Below are 26039 nucleotides of genomic sequence, written 5' to 3' on the forward strand. Positions count from 1 at the left end.
TTCTGGGTCGGGGAGGTACGGCGCCGTGGGGGCGCGGACGATGACGGTCGCCGTGTGGGGAGGCGTGTGGTTCAGCCGCCCAGGGCCGCTCCGCCGTCCACGGTCAGTTCGTGCATCGTGATGTGGGCCGCACGCTCCGACAGCAGGAACAGGACCGCGTCGGCGATGTGGGAGGGCTCGGCGATCCGGCCGAGGGGGATGCCCACGCGGTAGGCGTCCGGGACGCCCTCGACGGAGGCGCGTTCGGCCGCGTCGCCCTGGAGGGCCGTGAGCATGGGGGTGCGGGTGGAGCCGGGGGCGACCACGTTGCAGCGGATGCCGTGGCCGGCCAGTTCCAGGCCGAGACACTTGGTGAACATGGCGGAGGCGGCCTTGGACGCCGCGTACGCGGACATCGAAGCCCGGGGCGTGAACGCCGCGTTGGAGGCGACCGTCACGATCGAGCCCCGGCCGCGGGGCGTCATCCGGCGGGCGACGGACCGGCTGACGTGGAAGACGCCGCTCGCGTTGACGGCGAAGGTGACGTCCCACTCCTCGTCGGTGAGCTCGGCGGCCGGTCCGCTGCGCAGCACGCCCGCCGCGTTCACCAGGTGGGTGATCGGCCCGAGTTCGGCCTCCACCTCGGCGATCGCCGCGTCCACCGCCGTACTGTCGGCGACGTCGGCGGCGACCGCGAACACGCGGTGCCCGTCCTTCTCCAGGACAGCGGCCAGCTCCCACAGCGCGGTGACGTCCCGGTCGAGCAGCGCCACCGGGGCGCCGGCGGCCGTGAGCGCCCGGACGACCTCGGCGCCGATGCCGCCCGCCGCGCCGGTCACCACGGCCACCCCGGACAGCTCGGCGGGCGGCGTCGCCGGGGGCGTGCGCACGGCCGGGGCGCTCATCGGGTCACCTGACCGAGGACGCGCCCGACGACCTCGCCGGGGATCCGCAGCGCACGGGTCGAGAAGCCGCGCAGGGCGTCGAGGTAGCGCTCCTGGAGGGCCGCCTCGTCGACCTCGACGCTCTTCCCGCCACGCAGCAGGGTGCGGCCGCCGACGATCACCGTGTCCACGTCCGTGGATCCGGCCAGCCACAGGAAGCTCTCCAGCGGCCGGGGGTTGAGGAGGTAGCGCCAGTCGTCGGCCGGGATCAGCAGCAGATCGGCCTGCTTGCCGGGCTCCAGGCTGCCGACGGCGTCGTCCCAGCGCAGGCCCTTGGCGGCGATGCGGGTGCCCATCGCGAGCGCGTCGGTGGGCAGCACCTCGGTCTGGTCGGCGCTCATCTCGTTGTACATCTGCCAGGCGGCGCGCATCGTCTCGGCGATGCCGGCGCTGGGCGTCGAGGAGCCGTCGGTGGACAGCGACACGTCCAGCCCGGCGCGGCGCAGCGCCGGCACGACGCCGGTCTCGGTCAGCGAGGACTCGCCGGACGGGCCGTACTTGCCGGGCGAGTGGCTGATGTGGGCGCGGGCCGCGAGCATCAGCTTCTGCTCGTGCTCGTCGAGGAAGCCGGCGTGTCCGGCGGTCAACCGGTCGTCCACGAGGCCGAATTCGGCGAGGCGGCGCAGCCCGGTCTCGCCGTGGTAGGTGCGCATCACGGCGGCCTCGTTGCGCAGCGCGGCCACGTGGGTGGCGAAGGGCAGGTCGTGGCGGGCCCGCAACTCGGCCATGCCGCGCGCCAGTTCGTCGGTCATGTTGGTGACATAGGCGATGCTGGGCCGGCACCGCAGCCGGCCGGTGGTGTCGGCGGAGACCAGGCCGAGGAGTTCCTCGAAGCCGGCCAGGATCCGGTCGGCGTCGCGGGTGCGCACCCGGCGCGACTGCTCGGGCGGGCAGATCGCGTCGCTCGCCCAGGTGCTGGCGGAGAAGCGGATGCCGAGCCGCCGGGCCGCGGCGACCATGGACGCGGGGCGGTTGAGCGAGCCCATGTCGCCGAGGGTGGTGACGCCGCCGCGCAGCTGGGTCCACATCGAGTACTCGGCGATGGCCTGGGCCTCGTCGGGCGTCATGTCGTCGATCAGGTCGTCGAACCGGTCGAAGGCGGCGGAGATCTGGTGCATGTCGCCGCCGCCGCCCATGAACGCGACCTGGTCGTCGCGGTCCGACACGGGCCGCAGGGCGCCGCGCATCGGCAGGCGCATCGCGAACATCTCGTGCCAGTGCGCGTTGACGAAGCCTGGCAGGACCATCATCCGGCGGGCGTCGACGGTGCGCAGGCCGGCCCGCCGGGCGGGGTCGAGGGCGGCGACCGCCTCGTCGACCTCGGCGGCGGGACCGACGGCGGCGATCCGGTCGTCCACGATCAGCACCGCGCCGCGCGCGTGCACGGACTCCCGGTCGTCGGCGGTGTAGACGGTGCCGCCGGAGATCAGCTGCACGCTCATGACGCCGCCCCGGGCTCGTTCGGCACGGGCTCGTTCGGCGCGGGCTCGTTCGGCGCGGGCCGGGCGAGGGACTCGAAGTGGGTGAGCCACCCCGCGAGGGTGGGCGAGGCGACCAGCGCCTCGAACTCGACCGGGATCCGCTGCTTGCGCCAGCGGCTGACCAGCCGCATGATCTCCAGCGAGCTCAGGCCCAGGACGACGAGGCTGGCGTCCGGCTCGATGGCGTCCTGCGGGATCCCGAGCACGGGGGCCAGCGTCGTCCGCAGCTCCTGTTCGGTGGGGACGGATATGGGGACGGAAGAGGTGTCCACGTCAGCCTTCCTGCTCGGACGCGGCGTGTGCGGCCAGCGCCTTCTTGTCGACTTTGCCGAGGGGGGTGAGGGGGAGTTCGGGCAGGTACCGCACCACGTCGGGCAGCTTGTAGTCGGCGACGCCGAGCGCGTGCACCGACCGCTTGAGCTCGGCGAGCGAGACCTCGGCCCCGTCGGCGACGAGGTAGGCGCAGATCCGCTCGCCGAGGAACTCGTCGGGCACGCCGATCACCGCGGCCGCCGCGACGGCGGGGTGCGCGAGCAGCAGGTCCTCCACCTCGCCGGCGGAGACCTTGTCGCCGCCGCGGATGATCATTTCCTTGATGCGGCCCTCGATGACCAGGTCGCCGTCGGGGGTGAGCCGGGCGAGGTCGCCCGTGCGGTAGAAGCCGTCCTCGGTGAACGCGCGCCGGTTGTACTCGGGCACCCGGTAGTAGCCGCGCAGGGTGTACGGGCCCCGGGTGAGCAGTTCGCCGACCTCGCCGGCGGGCAGCTCGTCGCCGTCCTCGCCGACGACGCGGATCTCGTCGGCCTGCGAGATCGCCTTGCCCTGGGTGGTGAGCACCGACTCGTCCGGGTCGTCCGGGCGGCTGAAGGTGAGCAGGCCCTCGGCCATGCCGAACACCTGCTGGAGCCGGGCGTCCAGGGTGGGCTGGATGCGCTCGGTGAACTCGCGGAGCATGCGCGCCCCGCCGACCTGCACCAGACGCAGGCTGGACAGGTCGGCCTCGGTCCACTCGGCGTCGTCCAGCCAGAGCGCCATGATCGAGGGGACCATCGCGGTGACGGTGGCCCGGTACCGCTCGATCAGCGGGAAGCAGTCCGCCGGGTTGGGCGTGTCGGCGAGGACCACGGTGCCGCCGGTCTGGAAGGTCCCGACCACGCCGGGGCAGCCGAAGGCGAAGTTGAACTCGATGGGCAGCACCGCGAGGTAGACGTCGTCCTCGGTCAGTTCGCACACCTGGGCGGCCCGCTCGGACATGTACACGTAGTCGTCGTGGGTGCGCGGGATCAGCTTGGGCAGGGCCGTCGTGCCGCCGGACAGCAGGAAGAAGGCCACGTCCGCGGGGTCGGGCTCGGGCAGCGGGGCCGCCTCGCCGGCCGCCGCCTCCAGCTCGGCCACCGACACGAAGCCCTCGGCCTTGTCGCCCAGCACGAACAGGGAGGTCAGGGCGCCGGTCTCGGCCTGTACCCGCAGGGCCAGTTCGCGGTGGTCGAAGCCGCGGTGCGTCTCGGGCACGACGTACCCGACCGCGCCGCTCAGCTCGACGAGGTGGGTGATCTCGCTGGCGCGGTGCGCGGGCAGCGAGAACACCAGCTTCGCGCCGAGCCGCATCAGGCCGAAGGCGATCGCCACGAACTCCGGCACGTTGGGCAGCTGGACGACGACCCGGTCGTCCGGGCGGATCCCGTGCGCGGCGAACCCGGCGGCCAGGCGGTCGGCCCAGCGGTCGAGTGCGGCGTAGGTGACACGGCGTCCGCCGTGCACGAGGGCGGTCCTGTCCCCGTACCGCCGCGCGCACTCGCGCAGCACCGCGCCGAGCGTGTCACCGCGCCAGATCCCCTGCTCGCGGTAACGACGGGCGACGTCCTCGGGCCAGGGGGTGCATCCGTCGAGCATCGTCGGGCTCCTAGGCTTCCGGGGTGGCGGCGGGGGCTTCGGCCGGGGTGGCGGCGGGGGCTTCGCCGCCGGTGACGGCCCCGCCGGCTCGGGCGGCTCGGGCGGCTCCGCGAGCTGCGGGAGCGACCTCGGCGGCCTCGGCGCCGGCGGCCCCACGGGCATCGGCGGTGGCGGCCTTGACGGCCCCGCCGGCCCCGCCGGCTCGGGCAGCTCCGCGAGCTGCGGGAGCGACCTCGGCGGCCTCGGCGCCGGCGGCCCCACGGGCATCGGCGTCGGCGGCCTTGACGGCCCCGCCGGCTCGGTCGGCTCGGGCGGCTCCGCGAGCTGCGGGAGCGACCTCGGCGGCCTCGGCGCCGGCGTCCCCTCGGGCATCGGCGTCGGCGGCCATCGCGGCCCCGCGGGCCTCCGCGGCCTCCGTGATGCGGAGGACGGCTGCGCCGGCCTCCATGCCCGTGCTCGCGCCGATGAGGAGCACGTTGTCGCCGGGGCCGACCTGGCCGGTGCGCCACACGTGTTCCAGGCCGAGGAAGAGGTCGGCCGCGCCGGTGTGGCCGATCGTGCTGACGTACTCCCAGACCGTCTTCTCCTCGGGCACGTCCAGCGGCAGCAGGAACATGGCCTCCAGGGCGGGGCGGCCGAAACCGACGTGGCACACCCGGTCGATCTGGTCGAAGGTCAGGCCGGCCTCCTTCAGGGTGCGCTCGGCGATCTCCGACACGCGGTCGCCGAAGTTCTTGATCGGCGGGGCCTGGCCCTCGGCCCACTGCTCGCGGACCTTCTCGGCGCGCTCGGCGAAGTTCAGGCCCCGGCCGCGGGTGACGCCCGGCGGGAAGAGCTCCTCCCCCGCTCGGTGCAGGATCTCCATCGAGGAGTCGGACAGCGAGCCGAGCGCGAGCAGCTCGGCGAAGCCGGAGCGGCGCGAGAGGACCACGGCCGAACCCGCGTCGGCGAGCACGAACAGCCCCGAGGCCCGCCAGCGGTCGACGCCGGGCGTCGAGTAGTTGTCGCCGGTGGTGATCAGCGCCGCGTCGTGCGTGGGGTTGGCCGTCAGCCGGTTGGCGGCGATCTCCAGGGAGGCCAGCATGCCCAGGCAGCCCTGCTTGACCTCGACGGCCGGGACCGGCCGGTCCACGGTGTTGTTGAGGATGTAGTGCACGGCGGACCAGCCGTCGGGGCCCTGGTGGTGCGTGTAACTGTGCAGCAGGACGCCGATGTCCTCGGGGCCGTGCCCGGAGCCGGCGAGCGCGGCACGGGCCGCGTCGATCGCCAGTCGCGGCGCGGGAGTGGACTCGCTGACGGCCGCCGACCGCATGCCCGAGGCCTGCCGGGCCCCCTCGTCGTACAGACCTTCCGCGACCGCGCGCTCGGCCGGGAACAGGGGCGGCAGGTGGCTGCCGATCCCGGCGAGATACAGGTTCGCAGTCCTCATCGAGCCGACTCCTTCGTGGGGTTGGTCCTTCATGGCCGGCGCGGTGGACCGCGCCCGGTGCGCCGGCGCCGTCTCCGCCGGGAGCGGACCGGACCGGACGGGGCCGGCCGGGCCGAGGGCGGGAGGTGCGTCGGCCGCAAGCACAACACCGGTCGCGTCCGGCGCTCATGAGTAGGCGGTACTCAACCGGCCGGGGCCCGGACACCCCCCGTGCGGGCCGGGTCGCGCACGTCGCTCCTGGGGTCATGGGGGCCCGGCGGGGTGGCCGATTTGAGTACCGACTACTCGCGCGTCTGTGCGGGCCCCGCTGCTGTGCTGCTGGCTGCGAAGCCGCCGCACGACGTCCACGGCGGCCCAGGCACTCACGAGGTCACGAGGGAGAACCCATGTCGAGGTCGCGTCCGGAACCGGGCGACTGGTCGAATGCCGCCGAACTCGCCGAGCTGCAACGGGCACAGCTGCCCAGGGTGCTCGCCCAGGCGCTGCGCTCGCCGTTCTACGCGGCCCGCTACCGGGGCCGGGTGGCGCCGCGCACCGCGGAGGACTTCGGCGGCGTCGAGCCGACCACCAAGCAGGACCTGCGCGACCAGTACCCGTTCGGGATGCTCGCGGTGGACCGCGAGGAGCTCGCCACCTACCACGAGTCGAGCGGCACGGCGGGCGACCCGACCGCCTCGTACTACACCGACGAGGACTGGACCGACCTCGCCGAGCGGTTCGCGCGCAAGTGGACCGGGATCCACCGCTCCGACACGTTCCTGGTGCGCACCCCCTACGGGCTGGTGATCACCGGTCATCTCGCGCAGGCCGCCGGACGACTGCGCGGCGCGACCGTCGTGCCGGGCGACGCCCGGTCGCTGGCCACCCCGCTGTCGCGGATGGTGCGCGTCCTGAAGTCCCTCGACGTGACGCTGACCTGGTGCAACCCGACCGAGATCGCGCTGCTGGCCGCCGCGGCCACGGCGGCAGGTCTGCGCCCGGCGGAGGACTTCCCGTCCCTGCGGGCGATGTTCACCGCGGCCGAACCGCTCACCGCGGTGCGCCGGCAACGGCTGAGCGAGCTGTGGGGCGGCGTCCCGATCGTCGAGGAGTACGGCTCGACGGAGACCGGCACCATCGCGGGGCAGTGCCCGCAGGGGGCGCTGCACCTGTGGGCGGACCGCGCGGTCTTCGAGGTGTACGACCCCCGCACCGGCACGCTGGCCCCGTCCGGGCGGGGCCAGATGGTGGTGACGCCGCTGTACCGGGACGCGATGCCGCTGCTGCGCTACAACCTCGCCGACGAGGTCGAGGTGTCGGACGAGCCGTGCGCGTGCGGGTGGGCGCTGCCGACGGTGCGGGTGCTCGGCCGGGCGGGCACGGCCTACCCGGTGGGCTCCTCCTCGGTCACCCAGGAACGCCTGGAGGAGCTGGTGTTCGGCCTGCCGGCGAGCTACGGGGTGCTGTTCTGGCGGGCGAAGGCCCACCGCGACGTGCTGCGCGTCGAGTTCGAGGCGCCGGACGCGGTCCGCGACCGGGCCGTCAAGGAGCTGGGCGAGGCCGTGGACCGCCGGCTCGGCGTCCCGCACCGCGTCACCGGGCTGCCCCCGGGCACGCTCGTCCCCGCCGAGGCGCTCACCGCCCAGCGGGACATCCTCAAGGCCCGCTACCTCTTCGCGGAGGGCGAGGACTGGGACGCGTGGAGCAAGGGGGTCACGTTCGCATGAGGCGGCCCTCCCCGCGTTCGTCCGGCTCCCCGCGTTCGTCCGGCTCCCCCGGCCACGTCCCGGGCTTTCCCCGCGCCCTCGTCACACCCGTCTCCCTCACATCCCCCGCCTCCCCCATCACCCCCTGCTCCCCCACCTCCCCCACCTCCCTCGCCTCCCCCACCTCCCTCGCCTCCCTCTGCTCCCCCGCCTCCCCTATCTCCCCTTTCTCCCTCCTCCTTCCTCCTGTCGTCGTCCGCCGCGGACGACCCGACCGTGAGCGGTGACCTGATGAGCGATCTGTCCCATCTCCCGTCGAACCCCGAGGATCCCATCGCGGTGGTCGGCATCGGCTGCCGCTTCCCCGGCGGCGCCGACTCGCCGCGGGCCCTGTGGGAGCTGCTGATGGACGCGGTGGACGCGTCCGGCCCGATCCCCGAGGAGCGGTGGGCGCCGCAGCGGGCGCAGTCGCGGGAGAACGCGGCCGTGCTGTCCCGGGTGACGTCGAACGGCGCGTTCCTCGACGACATCTCCGGCTTCGACGCCTCGTTCTTCGGCATCTCCGCCACCGAGGCCCGCCAGCTCGACCCGCAGCAGCGGATCGCGCTGGAGGTCGCGTGGGAGGCGCTGGAGCACGCGGGCATCCCCGCCTCGGGCCTCGCGGGCACCGACACGGGCGTGTTCATCGGCGTCGGCACCGACGACTACGGGCGGCGGCTGCTGGAGGACCTGCCCGGCGTGGAGGCCTGGACCGGCATCGGTTCCTCGCTGTGCGGCGTGCCCAACCGGATCTCGTACACCCTGGACCTGCGCGGTCCGTCCCTCGCCGTCGACACCGCGTGCTCGTCCTCGCTCGTGGCCGTGCACCAGGCGTGCGCGAGCCTGCGCGCCGGAGAGGTGCCGGTCGCCCTGGCGGGCGGCGTGATGCTGATGGCGGGGCCGGGTCTGACCACGGTCCTGGACCTCGCGGGCGCCATCTCGCCGGACGGCCGCTCCAAGGCCTTCGACGAGGCCGCCGACGGCTACGGCCGCGGCGAGGGCTGCGGCATCGTCGTGCTCAAGCGGCTCGCCGACGCCCGGCGCGACGGGGACCGGGTCGTCGCGCTGATCCGCGGCACCGCCGTCCACCAGGACGGCCGCACCGACGGCATCATGGCGCCCAGCGCCACCGCCCAGGCGCACCTCATGCGCAAGGCGTACGAGGCGGCCGGCGTCGTCCCGCACGAGGTCGACTACGTGGAGGCGCACGGCACCGGCACCCGGGTCGGCGACCCCATCGAGGCGTCCGCGCTCGCCGCGGTCGTCGGGGCCCGCGGCGAGGACGCCCCGCCGTGCCTCATCGGCTCGGTGAAGACCAACATCGGCCACTGCGAGGCCGCGGCAGGCATCGCCGGGCTCATCAAGACGGCGCTCGCGATGCGGTACGGCGTCATCCCGCCCACCCTGTCGACGGCCGGGCCGCGCCGGGAGATCCCGTGGGCGGACTCGGGCCTGCGCGTGGTGACCGAGGCGACGCCGTGGCCCGAGACCGGCCGGCCCCGGGTGGCGGGCGTGGCCAGCTACGGGTACGGCGGCACGATCGCGCACGCGGTCCTGGAGCAGGCGCCGCGGGACGTCTCCGCCGAGGACGCGGTGGAGACGCCGGGCGCCGGGCGGGCCGGGACGCCCGGGGAAGCCGGGACGCCCGGGGAAGCCGGCACCTCCGGGGAGACCGGGACCCCCGGGGAAGCCGGCAATGCCGGGACCCCCGGGAAGGCACGGACCCCCGGGGAAGCCCGGACCCCCGGGGAAGCCGGGACCTTCGGGAAGGTCGGGACCCCCGGGGCAACCGGGACGTCCGGGAAGGTCGGGGAGGCCGGCACGTCCGGGGACGCCGGGACCTCCGGGGAGGCCGGGGAGGCCGGGGAGGCCGGGGACGCCGGGGAGGCCGGGGACGCCGGGACCTCCGGGAAGGTCGGGGAGGCCGGGGAGGTCGGGAGCACCGCCGCCGGGCCCGTCCTGTACCCGGTGTCGTCGGCGACCGTGCCGGGGCTCGCCGCGCAGGCGGACCGGCTGGCCGGGGCGCTCGGCGCGCACGGCCTCGCCGACGTCGGTCACACGCTCGCCCACCGCAGGGCGCACCTCGCCGCCCGCGCCGTCGTCCTGGCCGCCGGCCGGGACGAACTCGCCGAAGGACTACGGGCGTTGGCCGAGGGCCGCCCGGACCCCGCCGTCGTGACCGGCGAGCCGGCGGGCCGGGCCGGGAACCCGGTGTGGGTGTTCTCCGGCCACGGCGCCCAATGGGTGGGCATGGGCCGCGAACTCCTCGTCGAGGAACCGGTGTTCGCCGCCGCCCTGGACCGGCTCGGCCCCGTCTACGCCGAGGAGCTGGGCATCACGCCGCGCGAGGTGCTCACCGGTGGCGACCTGGGGTCGGTGGACGTCATCCAGTCGATGCTCTTCGCCATGCAGATCGGCCTGGCCGAGGTGTGGCGCCGGCACGGTCTCGCGCCGGGCGCGGTCATCGGGCACTCGGTGGGCGAGATCGCCGCCGCCGTCACGGCGGGCGTGCTGACGGAGGAGGACGGCGCGCGCCTGATCTGCCGCCGCTCCGCGCTGCTGCGCAAGGTCGCCGGCAAGGGCGCCATGATCATGGTGGACCGGTCCTTCGACGAGGTGCGCGAACGCATCGGCGTCGCGCGGGAGGACCTGTGCGCGGCGATCGCCGCCGCCCCCTCCTCCACCGTCGTGGCCGGCGACATCACCGCCGTCGACGAGGCCGCCGAGCGGTGGGCCGCGCTCGGCTGGACGGTCCGCCGGGTGGACTCCGACGTCGCCTTCCACAGCGCGCACATGGACGAGATCAGCGGCGACCTCGCTCTCGCCGTCGCCGATCTGGAACCCCGACCCGCCCGGGTGCCGCTGTACCTCACCGCGGTCGACGACCCGCGCGACGGGCGGCGGCAGGACGCGCACTACTGGGCCGGCAACCTGCGCAACCCGGTCCGTTTCCACCAGGCGGTGCGGGCGGCGGTGGAGGACGGGCACCGGCTGTTCCTGGAGGTCTCCGCGCACCCGGTGGTCAGCCACTCGATCACCGAGACCCTGGCCGGGGCCGGTACCGGGGCCGGGGACGCGCTGGTCCTGCCGAGCCTGCGCCGCAACCGGCCCGAGAAGGCCACGCTGCTGACCTCGCTGGCCGCGCTGCACTGCCGGGGTGTGGCGGTCGACTGGTCGGTGCTGCAACCGGCGGGCCGCCGCACCGATCTGCCCACCACCGCCTGGCAGCACGACCGGCACTGGGTGGACGCGCGCGGCGGGGACGAGCCGCCCGTCGACACGCTGCTCGGCGCGCGGACCGCGGTGCACGGCTCGCGCACCCGGGTCTGGCAGACCACGCTGAACCTGCGCACCCGGCCGTACCCGAGACGGCACCCCGTCCTCGGCACGGAGATCGTGCCGGCCGCCGTCCTGCTCAACACCTTCCTCACCGCGGGCCGTACGGACGTCCTGACCGACGTGCGGCTGCGCCAGCCGGTGGTCGTCCCGCCGCAGGACACGCGTGAGGTGCAGATCGTGTGCGACGAGGGCGGGCTGCGGCTGGTCTCGCGCCGGCTGGGCGCGCCCGACGCGGCGTGGTCGACGCACACGCTCGCCGCGATCGGCGAGTCCGCCGAGCCCGGGGCTCCGGTCGTCGTCACGGACGCCACCGAGGCGCTCGACCCCGGGTACGTCGTCGAGCGGCTCGCGGAACTCGGCGTGGCCGACATGGGGTACCCGTGGACGATCGAGGAACTGCGGCGCGGCGAGGGCACGTTGACGGCGGTCGCGAGCGCGGAACTCGACCGCAGCTGGGCGGCGGTGCTGGACGCGGCGCTGTCCATGGCGTCGGTGATCTTCCCCGGTCCCGGGGTGCTGCGGATGCCCGCACACGTGGACCGCGTCACCCGCAGCGGCCCCGCGCCGCGCCGCGCGCTCATCTCGGTCCGCCTGGACGAGGACCGGCCGACGACGGTGCATGTCGAGGTACGGGGGTTGCCGGAGGCGGGCGACACCCCGGCCGGCGCGGGCGACGCGGCTGCCTCGTGCGACACGGATGTCTCGGGCGTCTCAGGTGTCTCGGGTGCCTCAGGCGTCTTGGCCGACGCGGGCGTCTCGGACGGCACGGACATCTCGGGTGTCTCGAATGCCTCGGATGCCTCAGGCGTCTCGGGCGACGCGGCTGCCTCCGGCGGCTTCGGGGGCGTCGAGTCGCTGGTGACGCTGCGCGGGCTGCATTACGGCGAGCTCGACGGAGAGCTGTCCGGGGAGGAGCAGAGCTCCGGCGGGCGGTTCGAGGTGGCATGGCGGTCGTTCCCGGTGGACGGCGCGGCGCGCTCCAGCCTGGTCGGCCGTACCGTCCTGGTGCTGGGCCCGACCGACGTGGCGCGGGCGCTGGTCCCGGAGGCCGCCGTGCACGGGGCGACGGTGAGCGTCGACCCGGCCGGGATCGCCGACGCCGACCATGTGCTGTTCGCGCCCGACGGCTCCGAACCGGCGGACGTGGCCGTGGAGTTCGCCCGCCTCGTGGCCGGCATCGCCGCGCTGCCGGGCCGCAAGCCGCTGCTGTGGTGCCTGACCCGGGGGGTGCGCGAGGCCGCGGACCTGGGCGGGTCCCCGCTGTGGGGCATGGGCCGGGTCGTGGCGAGCGAGCACCCCGAGTTCTGGGGCGGCGTCGTCGACGTGCCCCGGGGGCCGGCGGAGGAGCTGCCCGCACGGCCGCTGTTCCACCTGCTGCATCTGCGGCCCGCCGAGCCGGTGCTCGCCGTGACCGACGGCGAGGTGTGCGCGCCTCGGCTGGTGCCGGCCGAACCCGCCCCGGACGGGGCCCAGTTCACCTGCCGTCCGGACGGCACGTATCTCGTCACCGGCGGTCTCGGCGTGCTCGGTCTCGAGCTGGCCGGTCACCTCGCGGCGCGCGGCGCCCGCCGGATCGTACTGCTGGGCCGCACGCCGGTGCCGCCGCGCGCCCTGTGGTCCGACGGCGATCCGCGCGTCGAGGCGCTGCGGCGGCTGGAGGCGGCCGGGGTGACCGTGCGCACGGTCGCGGCCGACGTCACCGACGCGGCGGCGGTGCGGGCGGGGCTCGACGCGCTCGACCTGCCGCCGGTGCGGGGCGTCGTGCACGCCGCGGGCACGGTGCACAGCGCGCTGATGCACCGGCTGGGGGCCGAGGAGCTGCGGGCGGTCATGCGGCCCAAGGCGGACGGCGCGCTGGTCCTGCACGAGCTGTTCCCGCCGGGCACGACGGACTTCTTCGTGCTGTTCTCCTCCGCCGGCCCGCTGCTCGGCCTCCCGGGCCAGGGCGCGTACGCCGCCGCCAACTCGTTCCTCGACGCGCTCGCGGCGCACCGGCGGACCGGCGGGCACACGGAGTCGGTGTCCATGGCGTGGACGAGCTGGCGCGGCATGGGCATGGCCACGGCGGCGGAGGCGACCGATGTGGAGCTGGCGGCGCGCGGCACCGCCGACATCGCCCCGGACGCGGCGCTGCGCGCCTTCGACCAGACCGCCGGGCGGGCCACGAGCGGCCTGGTGGCGGTGATCGGCCTGCTGCGCGGCCACACCGGGCCGCGTCCCGCGCTCCTCGCGGAACTGGCCGCCGACGACGCCGCGCAGCCGCAGGAGGTGCCCGACTGGGTCGGTCTGACGGGCGACGAGCTGGCGGAGTACCTGTTGGAGGACGTCCGCCGACGGGTCGCGTCGGTGCTCGGGGTACGGCCGGACGCGGTCGGGGTCCACCGGCCGCTCACCGAGGCGGGCGTCGACTCCCTGCTCGCCGCGGCGATCCGGGTCGCCCTCGAACGCGACCTGGGCGTGGCCCTGCCCGCGACGCTGCTGTGGAACTACCCCACGGTGAGCGAGATAGCGGCCTACCTGGCCGACGTCCTCACAGACGCCCACGCCACCCAGGAACAGCCGACGGCGTAACGACGGAGGGGCCCGACGGCCCACCGCCATCCCCGGAGGGGCCGGACGCAACACCACCCGGCCCCTCTGCCACGCCCACCGCACCCCGCGAGGCGCGGCCGCCCCCACCTCCACCCTTCCGCACCCCGAAGCCCCGCCCTCCAGCCGGGGCCGACGGCAGACCATCGGGCACCACCGACGGACAGCCACGCGATGGCAGCGCCGGGTGCCGGCGAACACCCGCGGGACGGCGGCCGGTGCCGGCGAACAGCCACGGGACGGCAGCGCCGGGGTGCCGGCGGACAGCTGCCTGATGGCGACCGGTGCCGGCGGACAGCCGCGGGACGGCGGCCGGTGCCGGCGGACAGCCGGGCGGGGACAGTTCCAGGCGGGCCTGTACGACCGGCGGGGCGTGGCCGAGCGACGCCGACGCGGTGCGGCGGCCGAGCCGGACCGCGAGGGCGCCCTCGCCGAGCCGGACGCGCACAGCGCGCGCCCGCAGCTCCGCAAGCAGCCCGCCTCACTCACATACGGCCGGCACTCACCCCCAGCGGCGGGCGGCGTCAGCCGTAGCGCGGGGCATCAGCCGCAGCGGGCGGCGCCAGCCGTGAGGGCGGTGCCAGCCATGGCGATGGCGTCAGCCATCGCGGGCGGTGCCATCCGCAGCCGGCGGCGGCAGCCGTAGCCGGCGCTGCCGTGGCCGTGGTTCAGGCCGCCGGAGGCTTCAGCATTGCCTCCGCGCCGTCCAGCGAGCGTTCCACCGTGAAGCGGAAGAAGGCCAGTTCGTGTTCGGCGACGTCCTGCGGAGCCGTGTCGCGGGCGAGCGCCTCGGCGGCCGCGGCGGCGAGGCCGGGGTGGGTGTCGTCACCGGCGAAGGCGGCCATCGCGCGGCCCATGTCCGCCCGCGCCGTGGGGAATTCGCCGCGGTCGTCCTCCACGGCCACCAGCATGAAGGCGCTGTTGAGCAGGTAGCGGTAGACCTGCGTGGCGTGCTCCCCGAACCCGGCGTCCAGCAGCACCTTTATGCCGATGTCGATGGTCGACAGCGCCGAGGGGACGTTGGGCCCCACCACCACCATCCGCCGGGCCACCCCGGGATACCGCCGCAGCACCGCGCGCCCCCCGAGCATCAGCGTGCGGAACCACTCACGCCACGGCACGTCCGCGTCCGGCACGGGTATCCGGGAGATCACCCGGTCGGTGACGCCCATGACCACCGCCTCGCGGTCGCCGACGTGGTGGGCGATGACACCGGGCCAGACGCCCAGCCTCGTGGAGACCTGTCGGATCGACCAGCCGTCGAGCCCATGCTCGGCGGTGAGTTCGAGCGCACTGTCGATGATCTTGTCCGCCGTGATCGGCGGCAGCCCCGCCGAGGCGCGTGACTTGCGTCGGGGCGCTGTCTGCGACATGGCGAAACCACCTGTCCGTAGGGAGTCGTCGGCGCGGTCGCGGCGGTGCCGGCGAGGCGCGTGAATGGATCAACCCTAACCTATTAGCCACTGTCTAAGAGCATGCTGTACGCTATTAGTCACTGTCTAAGAGGGTGCCCGTCAACCCTCTTGCACGTCCCCGACACGTCCGCGGCCCCTCGTGCCGCACCGGGCGACACGCGCGCACGCACCCTCACTTCCGTTCCGCCTCGTCAGACTCCGTCCCGCTCCGTCCCGCTCCGTCCCACTCCTCCCGGAGAGGTCCCACGCCCATGCGCAAATGGATGCCGTTGCTGGCCGTGTGCCTAGGCACCTTCATGCTCCTCGTCGACGTCACCATCGTGAGCGTCGCCCTGCCGCAGATGACCGACTCCCTGGACACGTCGTTCTCCGCCCTGCAATGGGTGGTCGACATCTACGTCCTGGTGCTCGCCGCCCTGCTGATGGCGCTCGGCTCACTGTCGGACCTCACCGGCGCCCGGCGCGTCTACCTGGCCGGTCTCGCCGTGTTCGCCCTCGCCTCCCTCGCCTGCGGTCTGGCGAACAGCAGCGAGATGCTGATCGCGGCCCGGGGCGTCCAGGGCCTCGGCGCGGCGGCCATGTTCGCCACCAACACCGCGCTGCTGGCGAGCAATTACCAGGGCCGTGACCGGGGTGTCGCGTTCGGCCTGTGGGGCGCGGTCAACGGCGCCGCCGCTGCCGCCGGCCCCATCCTCGGCGGGCTGCTCACCGAGCACCTCGACTGGCGGTGGATCTTCCTGGTCAACCTGCCCGTCGCCGCCGTCGCCCTGTACATCGGCGGCAAGCACCTGACCGCCTCGTCCACCCGGAGCGACCGCCGCGTGGACCTGCCCGGCACCGTCGGCTTCACGCTCGCCGCGACCCTGCTCATCTTCGCGCTGATCCGCGCGGGCGAGGACGGCTGGGGCGCGAACAGCACCCTGCTGCTGTTCGGCGGCTCGGCGCTCGCGCTGCTCGCGTTCGTCCTGGTGGAGCGCGGCAAGCGGGACCCGATGCTGGACCTGGGCCTGCTGCGTACCCCGTCCTTCGGCGGTCTGATGATCGGGGCGGTGGTGTTCAGCGCCGCCGCTTTCGCCAACCTGGTGTTCGTGTCGGTGTGGGCCCAGACGGTGCTCGACTTCAGCCCCGTGAAGGCGGGTCTGATCCTGATGCCGCTGAGCGGTATGTCGTTCGTGGCGGCCGGGCTCGCGGGACGGTTCCTCGCCCAGGCGCCGCCGCAGTACCCGATCGGCGCCGGTCTGCTGCTGATCGGCGCGGGCACGCTGATGGAGATGTCCGTGTCCGGCTCCTCGGGCTGGCTCGCGCTGCTGCCCGGCTTCCTCGTCACCGGCCTCGGCGTCGGCATCGCCTCGCCGATCCTCGCCTCGGCCGCGCTCGCCGCCGCACCGGCCGACCGGGCGGGCATGGCGGGCGGAGCCGCCAACACCTTCCGCCAGCTGGGCTTCGCGCTGGGCATCCCGGCCGTGGGCACCCTGATCTCCGGCGTGGTCGCCGACAAGCTCTCCGGCAGCAAGCTGTTCGACGACGCCGACGGCGCGGCCGAGCTGGTCACCGGCGGCCAGTCGGCGGGCGTCCTCGCGGGGATCCCGGAGCAGTCGAAGGCCGCGGCGACGACCGCCATCGAGAACGCGTACGCCGCCGGCCTGGACCGCGCCTTCCTGGTCAGCGGCCTCGCGGCGCTCGCAGCCGGCGTCCTGGTGCTACTGGTAGTACGCCCCTCCACACAGCACCCCCAGACCCCCCCGCCCCAGAACACCCCCCACCCCCAACCCGCCGACACCGCGGCCCGCCCCGCCTAGCCCCACCACAAACCGCTGACGCGGCGCCGTACCCCCCGGGGCGTACGGCGCCGCGTCAGCGGTGACGGGTACCGGAACCTGCCGCTCCTTATTTCCACAGGTCAGAGGCCACGATCACGGATTGAACAGAACGGAACCCACCCGGTGTCATCGGGGGCCTGCGCGACCGGGCCGGCGCAGGTCCCCGACGCCGCTCAGCGGCCGGGGCCGATGTCCTTCACCAGGCCCGCCTCGTAGGCGATGATCGCGGCCTGCACGCGGTTGCGCACCTCCAACTGGTTGAAGATCGCGCTGACGTACGTCTTGATCGTGCCCTCGACGAGGTGCAGACGCTGCGCGATCTCCGCGTTGGACAGGCCGGCGCCCAGCATCCCCAGGACCTCTAGCTCACGTTTGGTCAGCAGCGTCGTGCGCGCGCCCGAGGCCTCCGAGCGTGGTGAGGGGGCCCTGCGCAGTTCGGTCATCAGCCGACGCGCCACCAGCGGGGAGAGGCAGGAGCCGCCGGACGCCACGGCGCGCACCCCGGAGATCAGATCCCGTGGATCGGACGCCTTCAGCAGGAAACCGGCCACCCCCTGGTCCAGCGCCCGCTCGATGTACTTGTCCTCACCGAAGGTGGTGAGGACGATCACCCCGGTGTCCGGATTGGTGGTCCGCAGTTCCCCCGCGGCCGCCAGACCGTCCATCTCCGGCATCCGGATGTCGAGCAGCGCCACATCGGGGCGGTGCTTGCGGGCCAGCTCGACGGCCTCACGCCCGTCGGACGCCTCGGCGACCACCTCGATGCCCGGCTCAGTGGTCAGGATGGAGCGAACCCCGGCCCTGATGATGGTCTCGTCGTCGGCGAGCAGTACGCGAATCATCCGATCCTTCCCTGGTGGTTTCCGCTCATCCGCCCTGCGGGTGGCCGCCGCCGGGCGCGTTGTGTCAGAGCGTGTCCTTGGACGTCAGAACCTCGTCCTCGAAACACAGCCGGTACATCGCGTCGGTGAAGTGCAGAAGGCTCGCGCTCGCCCGGTAGTACTCGCACGTGGCACCGTCCGGGACCAGGGGCTCCGAGACGACCGGTGGCGGCTTCCTGATCCGCCGCGGAGGGAGCACCGGATCCAGCTCCGCGCGCGTCTCGCCGACCCGAATGCGCGCGAAGTCGTCGGGTGAGACGGACGTCGTCGCCGAAGTGAAGACGTAGAGGCCCACGAGGAGCGCCACGATGCCCGCACCGAGCAGCGCCGGGATCAGCGCGGCCCGCCGGGCGTCGCGCCGCAGCCGGGCCCTGGTCCGCAGCAGCGCGGTCCGCGACGCGCTCAGCCACGGTGCGGGCGGAGCGGGGGCGGTGCCGTCCGCCGCCGGTCCGGTGCCGTCCGTACCGGCGTCCGCGCCGGACTGCGGCCAGGCCGCCTCGGGGTCGGGTGGCGCGGTCGCCCTCGACGGCGTCGACGCGGTGTGCGGCAGCCGTGCGTGCACCTCGAACCCGCCCTCCCGCGGGCCCGTCCGCAGGGTGCCGCCCGCCAGGCGGACACGCTCGTCGAGTCCGATCAGTCCCGAACCGCTGCCCGCCGCGGAGGGGCTCCCGCCGTTCTCCGCCCGCTCGTTGACGACCGACACCACGGTCTCGTACGTCCCGTGCGTCACCCGTACGGTGATCGGGGCGCCCGGTGCGTGCTTGGTCGCGTTGGTCAGCGACTCCTGCACCACCCGGTACGCCGCGAAGTCGGACAGCAGGGGCTTACCCGCCCTGAGGGGCGCGCCCTCCTCGTGGAACTCCACCGCTGTGGCGGACTGCTCGAAGCGACGCACAAGTTGGGCGATCGACTCGTGGGCGGGAATCAGCGAGGGCGTGGGGTCCTCGCGCAGCAGCCCGATCACGTCGTGCAGCCGCTCGGTGGCCATGGTGCACCGCTCCCGCAACTGGCCCACGGCTTCGCGGTGTTGCTCGGTGAGGTCGGGGGCCAGTTCGAGACCGCCGGCCAGCAGCGCCATCACGCTCAGCTCATGGCCGAGGGAGTCATGGATGTCCTGCGCGATCCTGGCGCGCTCCTTGAGTCTGGCCTGCTCGGCGATGTAGCGCTGCTTCCACTCCAATTGCTCGGCGTGCTCCCAGCCGGCGTGCGCCAGAGCGGTGCGCCGGCTCCACCGGTTGCCCGCCCACCAGGGCAGGACGCAGGAGACGAACTCGGTCATCAACAGGCTCAGCCAGTCCTTGGCGTCGGCGAAGGCGCTGACCAGTAGGAGGCCGGCCACGGCCACGCACAGGAACACCATGTGCGCGTGCCGGAGCCGGGTCAGCCGGCGGCCCGCGAGAAAGCTCAGCACCGCGGCTGCCACCGCCGGCCACAGGCTCGGCCCGGACCAGGGGTAGAGGAGGGCGAGGAACGCGGCGAGCAGCAGGGAGAGCAACGGTGCCGTGCGCCGCACCATCACCGCGGCCGTGATGAGCAGACACGCGGTCAGCCAGGCCGCCAGGGTGGCCGCGAGCCCCTCCGTGTCGAACCCGGACGGTGCGAGGAGCACAAGGATCAGCAGCAGATCGCCGCGCCTGGCGAAGGGCCGTCCGGAGCCCAGAGCCCCGAGTAAGGAAGCGGTCCGTCGGCGCACTGTCTGCCATTGCTGCATTCCAGCACGCTACAAGAGGCGGTGCGGCCTCCGAATCTGCCGAAAGTCGAATGCGGTCGCTGCCGTTCGCCAGATGTTCCGGGTCCGCCGGCTCCCTAGCGTTGTCGACGTGACTTTGGAAGGAGCCACCAGGCGATGATCACTTTGGACCGACTGAGCAAGCGGTACGGCGACAAGACGGCCGTCTCGGACCTCTCGTTCGCGATCAACCCGGGGAAGGTCACGGGCTTCCTCGGCCCGAACGGCGCGGGCAAGTCGACCACCATGCGGATGATCGTCGGCCTGGACTCACCGACGTCGGGGCGCGCACTGGTCGGAGGCAAGCGGTACCAGGAGCTGCGGCACCCCCTGCGGGAGGTGGGCGCGCTGCTCGACGCCCGCGCCGGTCACCCCGGCCGTTCGGCCTACCACCACCTGCTCGGCATGGCCCGCAGCAACGGGGTCCCGGCGTCCAGGGTCGAAGAGGTCCTGGACACCGTCGGCCTCACCGAGGTGGCGAGGAAGCGCGTCGGCTCCTTCTCCCTCGGCATGGGCCAGCGGCTCGGGATTGCCGCGGCGCTCCTCGGCGATCCCGAGGTGCTGCTCTTCGACGAGCCGGTCAACGGCCTCGACCCGGACGGTGTGCGCTGGGTGCGGGAGTTGATGCGCTCCTTGGCTGCGGAGGGCCGTACGGTCTTCGTCTCCAGCCACCTGATGAGCGAGATGCAGGAAACCGCGGACCACCTGCTGGTCATCGGCCGAGGCAAGATCATCACCGACGCTCCGATCGAGGAGGTCATCGCGGGCAGCTCACTCACCGCCGTCCGGGTCCGGACTCCGCGGCCCGACGTGCTCAGGAGGGAACTGTTGCAGTCCGGCATGCGGGTGGACCAGGACGCGGTCTCCGCACCCGAGGAACTCCTCGTCGTCGGCGGCGACTTGGAGGAGATCGGCGAGCTGGCGTTCAACCATCGCGTCCCCATCCACGAGCTGAGCATGCGCAGGGCCAGCCTGGAGCAGGCGTACATGGAACTCACCGCCGCCAGCGTGGAGTACGGCTCTCCCACGCTCCCCCAGGTCACCGAAGCTCCGGATCACCAGAAGGCGTAGGTGGTAATGATGACGACGACAGCAACGGCCCCCAGGCTCGTAGGCCCCGTCAAGGGCGGCGGATTCAAGGGCGCCGTCGCGTTCGAATGGACCAAGCTCTGGAGCGTCAGGGCGACTTGGTGGAACCTCGCCGTCGGCCTGCTGCTCACCGTGGGCTTCGCCGCAATGGTCGGCGCGTCGGCCGACGCCAGTGCGAAGAAGGGCCTCGACGTCACCATGCCGGCCCCGCACCACGCGTCGCAGGCCTTACTCATCTCCCAGTTGACCGTGGTGGTGCTCGCCACCCTGGCGCTCACCAGCGAGTACGCCAGCGGTTCCATCCGCACCACGCTCCAGAGCGTCCCCGTCCGCGGCCGGATGCTCCGGTCCAAGACGCTGGTCGTCATGGCGGTCGTACTCGTCGCGGGCTTCGTCTTCAGCCTGCTGGGAACCCTGGTGGCCGCCCCCTTGATGGGAAACCACGGCGACTACACGAGCGGCCAACTGCTGGGGACCGCACTCGGCGCGGGCGTGTACCTCGCCCTCCTGGCGGTGATGGCCATCGGCCTCGGCACCGTGCTGCGCAGCGCCGCGGGCACGATCACGATCCTCATCATGGTGCTGCTCGCACTGCCCCAGTTGATGGGCGTCGTCGGAGCCGAGTGGCTGGAGACCGCATCCGACTACATGCCCGGCGTCGCCGGCACCGTGCTGCTGACTCAGGACAACGACCCCTACCGCGGCGGAACCGCGTTGCTCGTCCTCGTGCTGTGGGCGCTCGCCGCCTACGCAGCCGGATCCGCCGTACTGCGCCGACGCGACGCCTAGGACTTGTCCGGCCGATCATGTGACTACTCCGCGTCCGGGTCGTTGATGTGGACATGGGGCGGGGCGATTTGAGCGATGCCGAGTGGGAACGGCTGCGGCCGTTTCTGCCGGTCAGCAACAGGCGTTGCGGCAGGTGGCGGGATCACCGGCAGGTGATCGACGGGATTCTGCACCGGGTTCGGACCGGCGTTCAGTGGCGTGACCTGCCCGAACGGTTCGGCCCGTGGAAGACCGTCTACGAACGCCACCGCCTGTGGTCGGCCGACGGAACCTGGGAACGCCTGCTCCAGCAGGTCCAGGCCGAGGCGGACGCAGCCGGGGAGATCGACTGGGACATCTCGGTCGACTCCACCATCGTGCGGGCACATCAGCACGCCGCCGGTGCCCGCACCGAACCGCCGCCGGCGCCCGCGTCAAAGGGGGACGCAGCGGCAGAACACCAGGGCGAAACGCCGTGGCAGAGCCTCGTCGCCCGCCTGGTGGAGGTGGTGCAGGAGGTGAGGGCCTGGGCCGCTCGCGCGGCGGGTTCACCACCAAGCTCCATCTGAGCGCGGACGCCCGCTGCCGCCCTCTGTCCCTGATCGTCACACCGGGACAGCGGGCGGACTGCACACAGTTCACGCCTGTGCTGGAGAAGATTCGCGTCCCGCGGATCGGGCCGGGCAGGCCACGCAGGAAGCCTGACAGCCTCGCGGCGGACAAGGCTTACAGCAACGGCCCGTGCCGCGAGTATCTGCGGCGCCGGGGCATCCGGCACACGATTCCGGAGAAGACCGACAGCCAGGCCGCCCGCCTGCGCAAAGGGTCACGCGGCGGACGGCCGCCTGGCTTCGACGAAGAGCGGTACAAGAAACGCAACACCGTCGAACGGGCGATCAACCGGCTCAAGCACTCCCGAGCCGTGGCCACCCGCTACGACAAGCGCGGCTACGTCTTCCTCGGAACTGCGACTGCCGCAGCCCTCGCCATCTGGCTCCGTTCATGATCGGCCGGACAAGCCCTAGGCGCTCCGCTGGATTCACCGCGACAGGCGCGTCGATCGTCTGCGTGACCGTCGTGGCTGGTCGCACCCCGCGGCGGAGCCGCGCATCGATACAGCCCCGCGCCCCTCAGGGACGCCGCCGAACCGCAGCCCCTGCCCAGCCGCCGTCCCTGCACCACCGCAGTGCTGTCCTGAGCGACCTTGCCGTGTTCGGGGCACAGAAGCTGGACTCGCCGCCGACAGGCAGATGCGTGGGCGTGCTGCGGAGGCCGCCCATCACTGTGGTGGGCGGCCTCCGGGGCGGTGCCCGGCCCGGGAGCGGGGGTGTCCCCGGGCCGGGGGTTCAGTGGACGGCGGTTCCGCCGTCGGCCGCGTCGGCGCGGGCCTGGTCGTCGATGCGGCGCTTCGCGTCCTTCCAGGCGATCGGGAGCTGCTCGACCGGCGTCTCCCAGAAGGTGAACGTCGAGTGCCGCATCGTCGAGCGCAGGCCGGTCATGATGCTCTTGTGCGGCTCCGTACGCGCGTACGTGTACAGGGCCGCCTTGTCCTCCCAGGCCGACAGCGTGAAGAACACGCCCTTGGTCAGCTGGGCCTCCAGGGACGCCCCGAGGGCGCCGGGCGCCTTGCGGACCTGGCCCCAGGCCGACAGGGACTTCCAGAAGAAGCGCGGTACGTCCTTCATCGACCGCACCTCGAACCGGGAGGCCATGACGAATGCGGTGGTGCTGGGCCGGGCCGGGTTCGGCTTCACCCAAGGAAGAGTGGGCACGGTAGTCTCGCCTCCACAGTTGGTGAGTGGCACTATCTATATTAGACAGTGGCGCTCCCCAATGCCAGTGGATGGAACGGAAAACCTGTGCGCATCTCAGAGCTGAGCCGTCGCAGCGGTGTGCCGACCGCGACGATCAAGTACTACCTGCGAGAAGGCCTGCTGCCGCCCGGTCGCGCGACCGCCGCGACCCAGGCGGAGTACGACGAGCACCATGTGCGGCGGCTGCGGCTGATCCGCGCCCTCATCGGGGTGCGGGGCCTGTCCGTCAGCGCCGCCCGCAACGTGCTGGACGCCGTCTCCGAGGAGGAGACCGACACGCACTCGCTGCTCGGCCTCGTCTTCGGGCTGTCGCCCACCGGGAAACCCGGCGAGGAGAGCGCCGGGGAGGGCTCCCCCGCCCCGGGCGACTCCGAAGCCGGCTCGCTGCTGGCGGAGCTGGGCTGGGACGTCACCGAGCACAACCCGGCCCGGCACGTCATCGACCAGACGCTGGAGACCCTGCGCTCGCTGGGCGTGGACTACGACTGGCGGTCGCTCCTGCCCTACGCCCGGCTCGCGGAGCAGACCGCGGTCCTCGACCTCGACCAGCTCCAGTCGCCGCTGGACCCCCTCGAGAAGGCCGAGCGCGCGGTGCTCCTGACCTTCCTCCTGGAACCGGCGCTGCTCGCGCTGCGCCGGCTCGCGCAGGAAGCCGAGTCGCACTCCAGGTACGGCGAGCCCGGACCACGTGAGTGAAAGGTACTCAACTACGGGCGATCGCCCGCCTTTTCACCGGCGCGCGGCCCTCTCGTCCGCGCACACAAGTGAGTACCGGAAACTCAGGAACGCCCACCCCTCCCCATGGTCTTCTCGGTGCGAGCGAAACGGCGGAACGCCGTTATCGACACGCATCGCGGGGAGGAAAGGAAATGCACTTCCGGATCCTGGGGTCACCCGAGTTGTACGACGACGTCCGCCGCCGGCACATACCGCTCAACGCCCCCAAACAACGCCTGCTGCTCGGCGCCCTGGTCTCGCACCCCCATCGCACCGTGTCGCGGGAGGCACTCGTACGGGAACTGTGGGGCGCGAAACCCCCGCGGAAATCGGCGAGCACCCTCAACGCGCATGTCTCACTGCTGCGCAAGGCTCTGCTGGACCTGGAGCCGCAACGGGCGCACGCGCCGCGGATCGTGGCCCGCGGCTGCGGATACCTGCTGGAGGCCGCGCCCGCCGAGACCGACTTCGGGCGCTTCCGCCAGGCGCTGGCGCGGGCCCGCCGGACGGCGGCCGCCGATCCCGACCACGCCTACGCGACCCTGCGCGAGGCGCTCGGACTGTGGCGCGGCACCGTGCTGGAGGGCGGCGCCCACGGCCCGCTGTGCGCCCAGCTGGCCGCCCGCCTGGACGAGGAGCGCCAGCAGGCCCTCGAGCTGCTCTTCGACTGCGCGCTCCGCACCGGCCTGCACCGCTATGTCGTGCCCGAGCTGGAGGAGGTCGCCGCCGCCCACCCTCGGCGTGAGCGCTTCCACGACCAGCTGATGGAGGCGCTGTGCGGCTGCGGCCGGGAGGCCGACGCGATCGGCGTCTACCACCGGGCCCGCCGCCACCTGCCCGCCGGAGCCGACGGCGCGCCGCTGCTCACCGCCCGCCTGGCGCGGATCGGCGCCCGCTCCCTCGTACCGGCCGCCCCCGGCGCGGACCCGCTCGGCGCCGGCCGGCCCGAGGCGGACCAGGAGGTGCACTCGGTGTCCGGCTATCTGAGGGAGCTGCTCAGCGGACAGATCCTGCTGTCCGCCCGGGGGTGAGAGCCCGGGAAATCCCGACGCCCCGCGAAACGTCCTGCGCCCCCGCTTTCCGGCGGGGGCGCAGGACGTTTCCGGGGGGAAATTCAGAGTTCGCCGAGGAGCTGCTCAGCGGCCTCCCTTCCGGAGGAATACCCGGCCTCGTGGGAGCCGATCTGGTCCACGCCGTGACGCTTGGCGTGGAAGTACGCGCCGCACAGCTTCACGCGGGTTCCGACGTTCACGTCGTAGATGTCCTTCTGCATCTCGCGGACGGGCACGTCGATCACCGGGTGGGTGTACGGGAATTCGGCGATGACGGTTTCCGGGGCGACGTCGAGCGGATAGTCGAGGGTGACGAAGTAGTCCTTCTCGGCGGTGAATCCGTGCAGCTTGTTCATGTAGTAGGCGACGTACGTGCGGTCCTCGCCGTCGACCCCGACCTTGCCGTAGTTCCAGGCCTCCCACCGCTGGCGGTCGGCCGGCATCACCGAGGGGTCGGTGTGCAGGACGACCCGGGAGCCGTTGTAGCGGACCTTGGAGAGGACCTCGCGCTGGCGCTCGGTGGGGTTGTCGAGCAGGGCGAGCGCCTCGTCGGCGTGGGCGCCGATGACGACGTGGTCGAAGCGCTCGCTGCCCCGGGCGGTGGTGACGGTGACGCCGTCGTCGTCCTGGTGGACGGAGGTGACGGGCTCGCCGGTGCGGATCTCGGGGCCGATCGCGGCGAGCGCCTTGCGGACGTAGGAGATCGAACCGCCGCCGACGGTGCGCCAGTCCACCTGACGGCCGCCGAGTCCGCCCTCGTCGTGGCCCATGAAGAAGGCGATGGCGGTGCTGGCGGGCATCTCCCAGATCAGCTCGGCGGGGATGGACCAGACCGCCGAGCAGAGCAGGATGACGTACGAGGTGCGGAACGCCTCGCTGTAGCCGCCGCGGTCGAGGTACTCGCCGAGCGGGATGTCGGCCTTCTTGCGGACGAAGTCCCGGCGTCCCTCGGTGTGGAAGCGGCGCGCCTCGCGCCAGATGGTCAGGAACTCCGGCGAGTAGCGGGCGGCCACCTCCTCCTCGGCGAGGTCGAACTCCCGGGTGCCGTACTCCAGGCCGCTGTCCAGGTCGAAGAAGTTGAAGGCGCCCTTGTGCTCGACGGTCTCCACGCCCAGCTCGTCGAAGAACTCGCACAGGTTGGTGTAGGCGGGCCGGTTGAAGACGACGAACGCGGTGTCGATGCCGAGGGTCCTGCCGTTCTCCTCGACCTCCACGGTGTTGGCGTGGCCGCCGATGCGGTCCTCACGGTCGAAGATCGTGATGTGGGCGCGGTCACGCAGGTGGTAGGCCGCGGAGATGCCGGAGACACCGGCGCCGACGACGGCGACACGAGGGATGGTGGGCTGCGGCATGATCATGTCCTTCACAGGTCGGTG

The 26039-nt window shown here is 73.2% G+C and carries 18 protein-coding genes; 8 read left to right on the forward strand and 10 right to left on the reverse strand.

Annotated features, from left to right (window positions below):
* Nucleotides 1-71: 71 nt before the first annotated feature.
* The 5 genes from ACFYX4_RS37670 to ACFYX4_RS37690 are packed head-to-tail and all read right to left on the reverse strand — an operon-like array spanning nucleotide 72 to nucleotide 5726.
* A complete protein-coding gene (locus ACFYX4_RS37670) occupies nucleotides 72-884 on the reverse strand; it encodes a 2,3-dihydro-2,3-dihydroxybenzoate dehydrogenase (protein WP_389343813.1) in 813 nt (270 codons plus the stop codon).
* Nucleotides 881-2365 (reverse strand): amidohydrolase family protein, encoded by a 1485-nt coding sequence (locus ACFYX4_RS37675; RefSeq protein ID WP_389343816.1) that lies wholly within the window; start codon nucleotides 2363-2365, stop codon nucleotides 881-883. The genes ACFYX4_RS37670 and ACFYX4_RS37675 overlap by 4 nt, the downstream gene beginning before the upstream one ends.
* Nucleotides 2362-2676 carry a phosphopantetheine-binding protein gene (locus ACFYX4_RS37680; protein ID WP_389343819.1) on the reverse strand — a complete coding sequence of 105 codons (315 nt, stop codon included), beginning with the start codon at nucleotides 2674-2676 and terminating at the stop codon, nucleotides 2362-2364. The genes ACFYX4_RS37675 and ACFYX4_RS37680 overlap by 4 nt, the downstream gene beginning before the upstream one ends.
* 1 nt (nucleotide 2677) lies before the next feature.
* Nucleotides 2678-4297: a (2,3-dihydroxybenzoyl)adenylate synthase gene (locus tag ACFYX4_RS37685; RefSeq protein ID WP_389343822.1), complete on the reverse strand. Its 1620-nt coding sequence runs from the start codon at nucleotides 4295-4297 to the stop codon at nucleotides 2678-2680.
* Nucleotides 4298-4307: 10 nt separating this feature from the next.
* Nucleotides 4308-5726 carry a ketoacyl-ACP synthase III family protein gene (locus ACFYX4_RS37690; RefSeq protein WP_389343825.1) on the reverse strand — a complete coding sequence of 473 codons (1419 nt, stop codon included), beginning with the start codon at nucleotides 5724-5726 and terminating at the stop codon, nucleotides 4308-4310.
* 386 nt (nucleotides 5727-6112) lie between these two features.
* On the opposite strand from ACFYX4_RS37690, the gene ACFYX4_RS37695 reads away from it, so the two are divergent.
* Both ACFYX4_RS37695 and ACFYX4_RS37700 read left to right on the forward strand, forming a co-directional pair.
* A complete protein-coding gene (locus ACFYX4_RS37695; protein WP_389343828.1) occupies nucleotides 6113-7432 on the forward strand; it encodes a phenylacetate--CoA ligase family protein in 1320 nt (439 codons plus the stop codon).
* Nucleotides 7433-7702: 270 nt separating this feature from the next.
* Nucleotides 7703-13360, forward strand: a complete 5658-nt coding sequence (locus ACFYX4_RS37700; protein WP_389343831.1) for an SDR family NAD(P)-dependent oxidoreductase — start codon at nucleotides 7703-7705, stop codon at nucleotides 13358-13360.
* Between the two features lie 686 nt (nucleotides 13361-14046).
* Here ACFYX4_RS37700 and ACFYX4_RS37705 read toward each other — a convergent pair.
* Nucleotides 14047-14751 carry a TetR/AcrR family transcriptional regulator gene (locus ACFYX4_RS37705; RefSeq protein ID WP_389343835.1) on the reverse strand — a complete coding sequence of 235 codons (705 nt, stop codon included), beginning with the start codon at nucleotides 14749-14751 and terminating at the stop codon, nucleotides 14047-14049.
* 293 nt (nucleotides 14752-15044) lie between these two features.
* On the opposite strand from ACFYX4_RS37705, the gene ACFYX4_RS37710 reads away from it, so the two are divergent.
* Complete coding sequence (locus ACFYX4_RS37710) at nucleotides 15045-16592, forward strand: MFS transporter (RefSeq protein ID WP_389343838.1); 1548 nt, start codon at nucleotides 15045-15047, stop codon at nucleotides 16590-16592.
* Between the two features lie 194 nt (nucleotides 16593-16786).
* On the opposite strand, the gene absA2 is transcribed toward ACFYX4_RS37710, so the two are convergent.
* Together absA2 and ACFYX4_RS37720 are read right to left on the reverse strand one after the other, a co-directional pair.
* Nucleotides 16787-17455 (reverse strand): two component system response regulator, encoded by a 669-nt coding sequence (absA2, locus tag ACFYX4_RS37715; RefSeq protein WP_389343842.1) that lies wholly within the window; start codon nucleotides 17453-17455, stop codon nucleotides 16787-16789.
* 64 nt (nucleotides 17456-17519) lie between these two features.
* Entirely contained in the window at nucleotides 17520-19205 is a 1686-nt protein-coding gene (locus ACFYX4_RS37720) for a sensor histidine kinase (protein ID WP_389343845.1), read from the reverse strand.
* 135 nt (nucleotides 19206-19340) lie between these two features.
* Here ACFYX4_RS37720 and ACFYX4_RS37725 point away from each other — a divergent pair, with 135 nt between their 5' ends.
* From ACFYX4_RS37725 to ACFYX4_RS37735, 3 genes are all read left to right on the forward strand, one after another.
* Nucleotides 19341-20294, forward strand: coding sequence for an ABC transporter ATP-binding protein (locus tag ACFYX4_RS37725; protein ID WP_389343848.1), 954 nt, complete (start codon nucleotides 19341-19343; stop codon nucleotides 20292-20294).
* Nucleotides 20295-20303: 9 nt separating this feature from the next.
* A complete protein-coding gene (locus tag ACFYX4_RS37730; RefSeq protein WP_389343851.1) occupies nucleotides 20304-21101 on the forward strand; it encodes an ABC transporter permease subunit in 798 nt (265 codons plus the stop codon).
* Nucleotides 21102-21154: 53 nt separating this feature from the next.
* Nucleotides 21155-22086, forward strand: a protein-coding gene (locus ACFYX4_RS37735) for an IS5 family transposase (protein WP_389343887.1) whose coding sequence is annotated in 2 segments (ribosomal slippage) — nucleotides 21155-21487 and nucleotides 21490-22086 — 930 coding nt in all. Because the reading frame shifts where the segments join, the coding sequence is not laid out codon by codon here.
* Nucleotides 22087-22426: 340 nt separating this feature from the next.
* Here ACFYX4_RS37735 and ACFYX4_RS37740 read toward each other — a convergent pair.
* Entirely contained in the window at nucleotides 22427-22852 is a 426-nt protein-coding gene (locus ACFYX4_RS37740; protein ID WP_389343854.1) for a DUF3291 domain-containing protein, read from the reverse strand.
* Nucleotides 22853-22939: 87 nt separating this feature from the next.
* Between ACFYX4_RS37740 and ACFYX4_RS37745 the strand changes: the two genes are divergently transcribed.
* Together ACFYX4_RS37745 and ACFYX4_RS37750 are read left to right on the forward strand one after the other, a co-directional pair.
* Nucleotides 22940-23590 carry a MerR family transcriptional regulator gene (locus ACFYX4_RS37745; RefSeq protein WP_389343857.1) on the forward strand — a complete coding sequence of 217 codons (651 nt, stop codon included), beginning with the start codon at nucleotides 22940-22942 and terminating at the stop codon, nucleotides 23588-23590.
* A gap of 173 nt (nucleotides 23591-23763) precedes the next feature.
* A complete protein-coding gene (locus ACFYX4_RS37750; RefSeq protein ID WP_389343861.1) occupies nucleotides 23764-24642 on the forward strand; it encodes a BTAD domain-containing putative transcriptional regulator in 879 nt (292 codons plus the stop codon).
* A gap of 83 nt (nucleotides 24643-24725) precedes the next feature.
* On the opposite strand, the gene ACFYX4_RS37755 is transcribed toward ACFYX4_RS37750, so the two are convergent.
* Nucleotides 24726-26015, reverse strand: coding sequence for an NAD(P)/FAD-dependent oxidoreductase (locus tag ACFYX4_RS37755; RefSeq protein WP_389343866.1), 1290 nt, complete (start codon nucleotides 26013-26015; stop codon nucleotides 24726-24728).
* Nucleotides 26016-26039 lie beyond the last annotated feature (24 nt).

It is taken from the genome of Streptomyces sp. NPDC002328 (genome assembly GCF_042890065.1).
Lineage (GTDB): Bacteria > Actinomycetota > Actinomycetes > Streptomycetales > Streptomycetaceae > Streptomyces.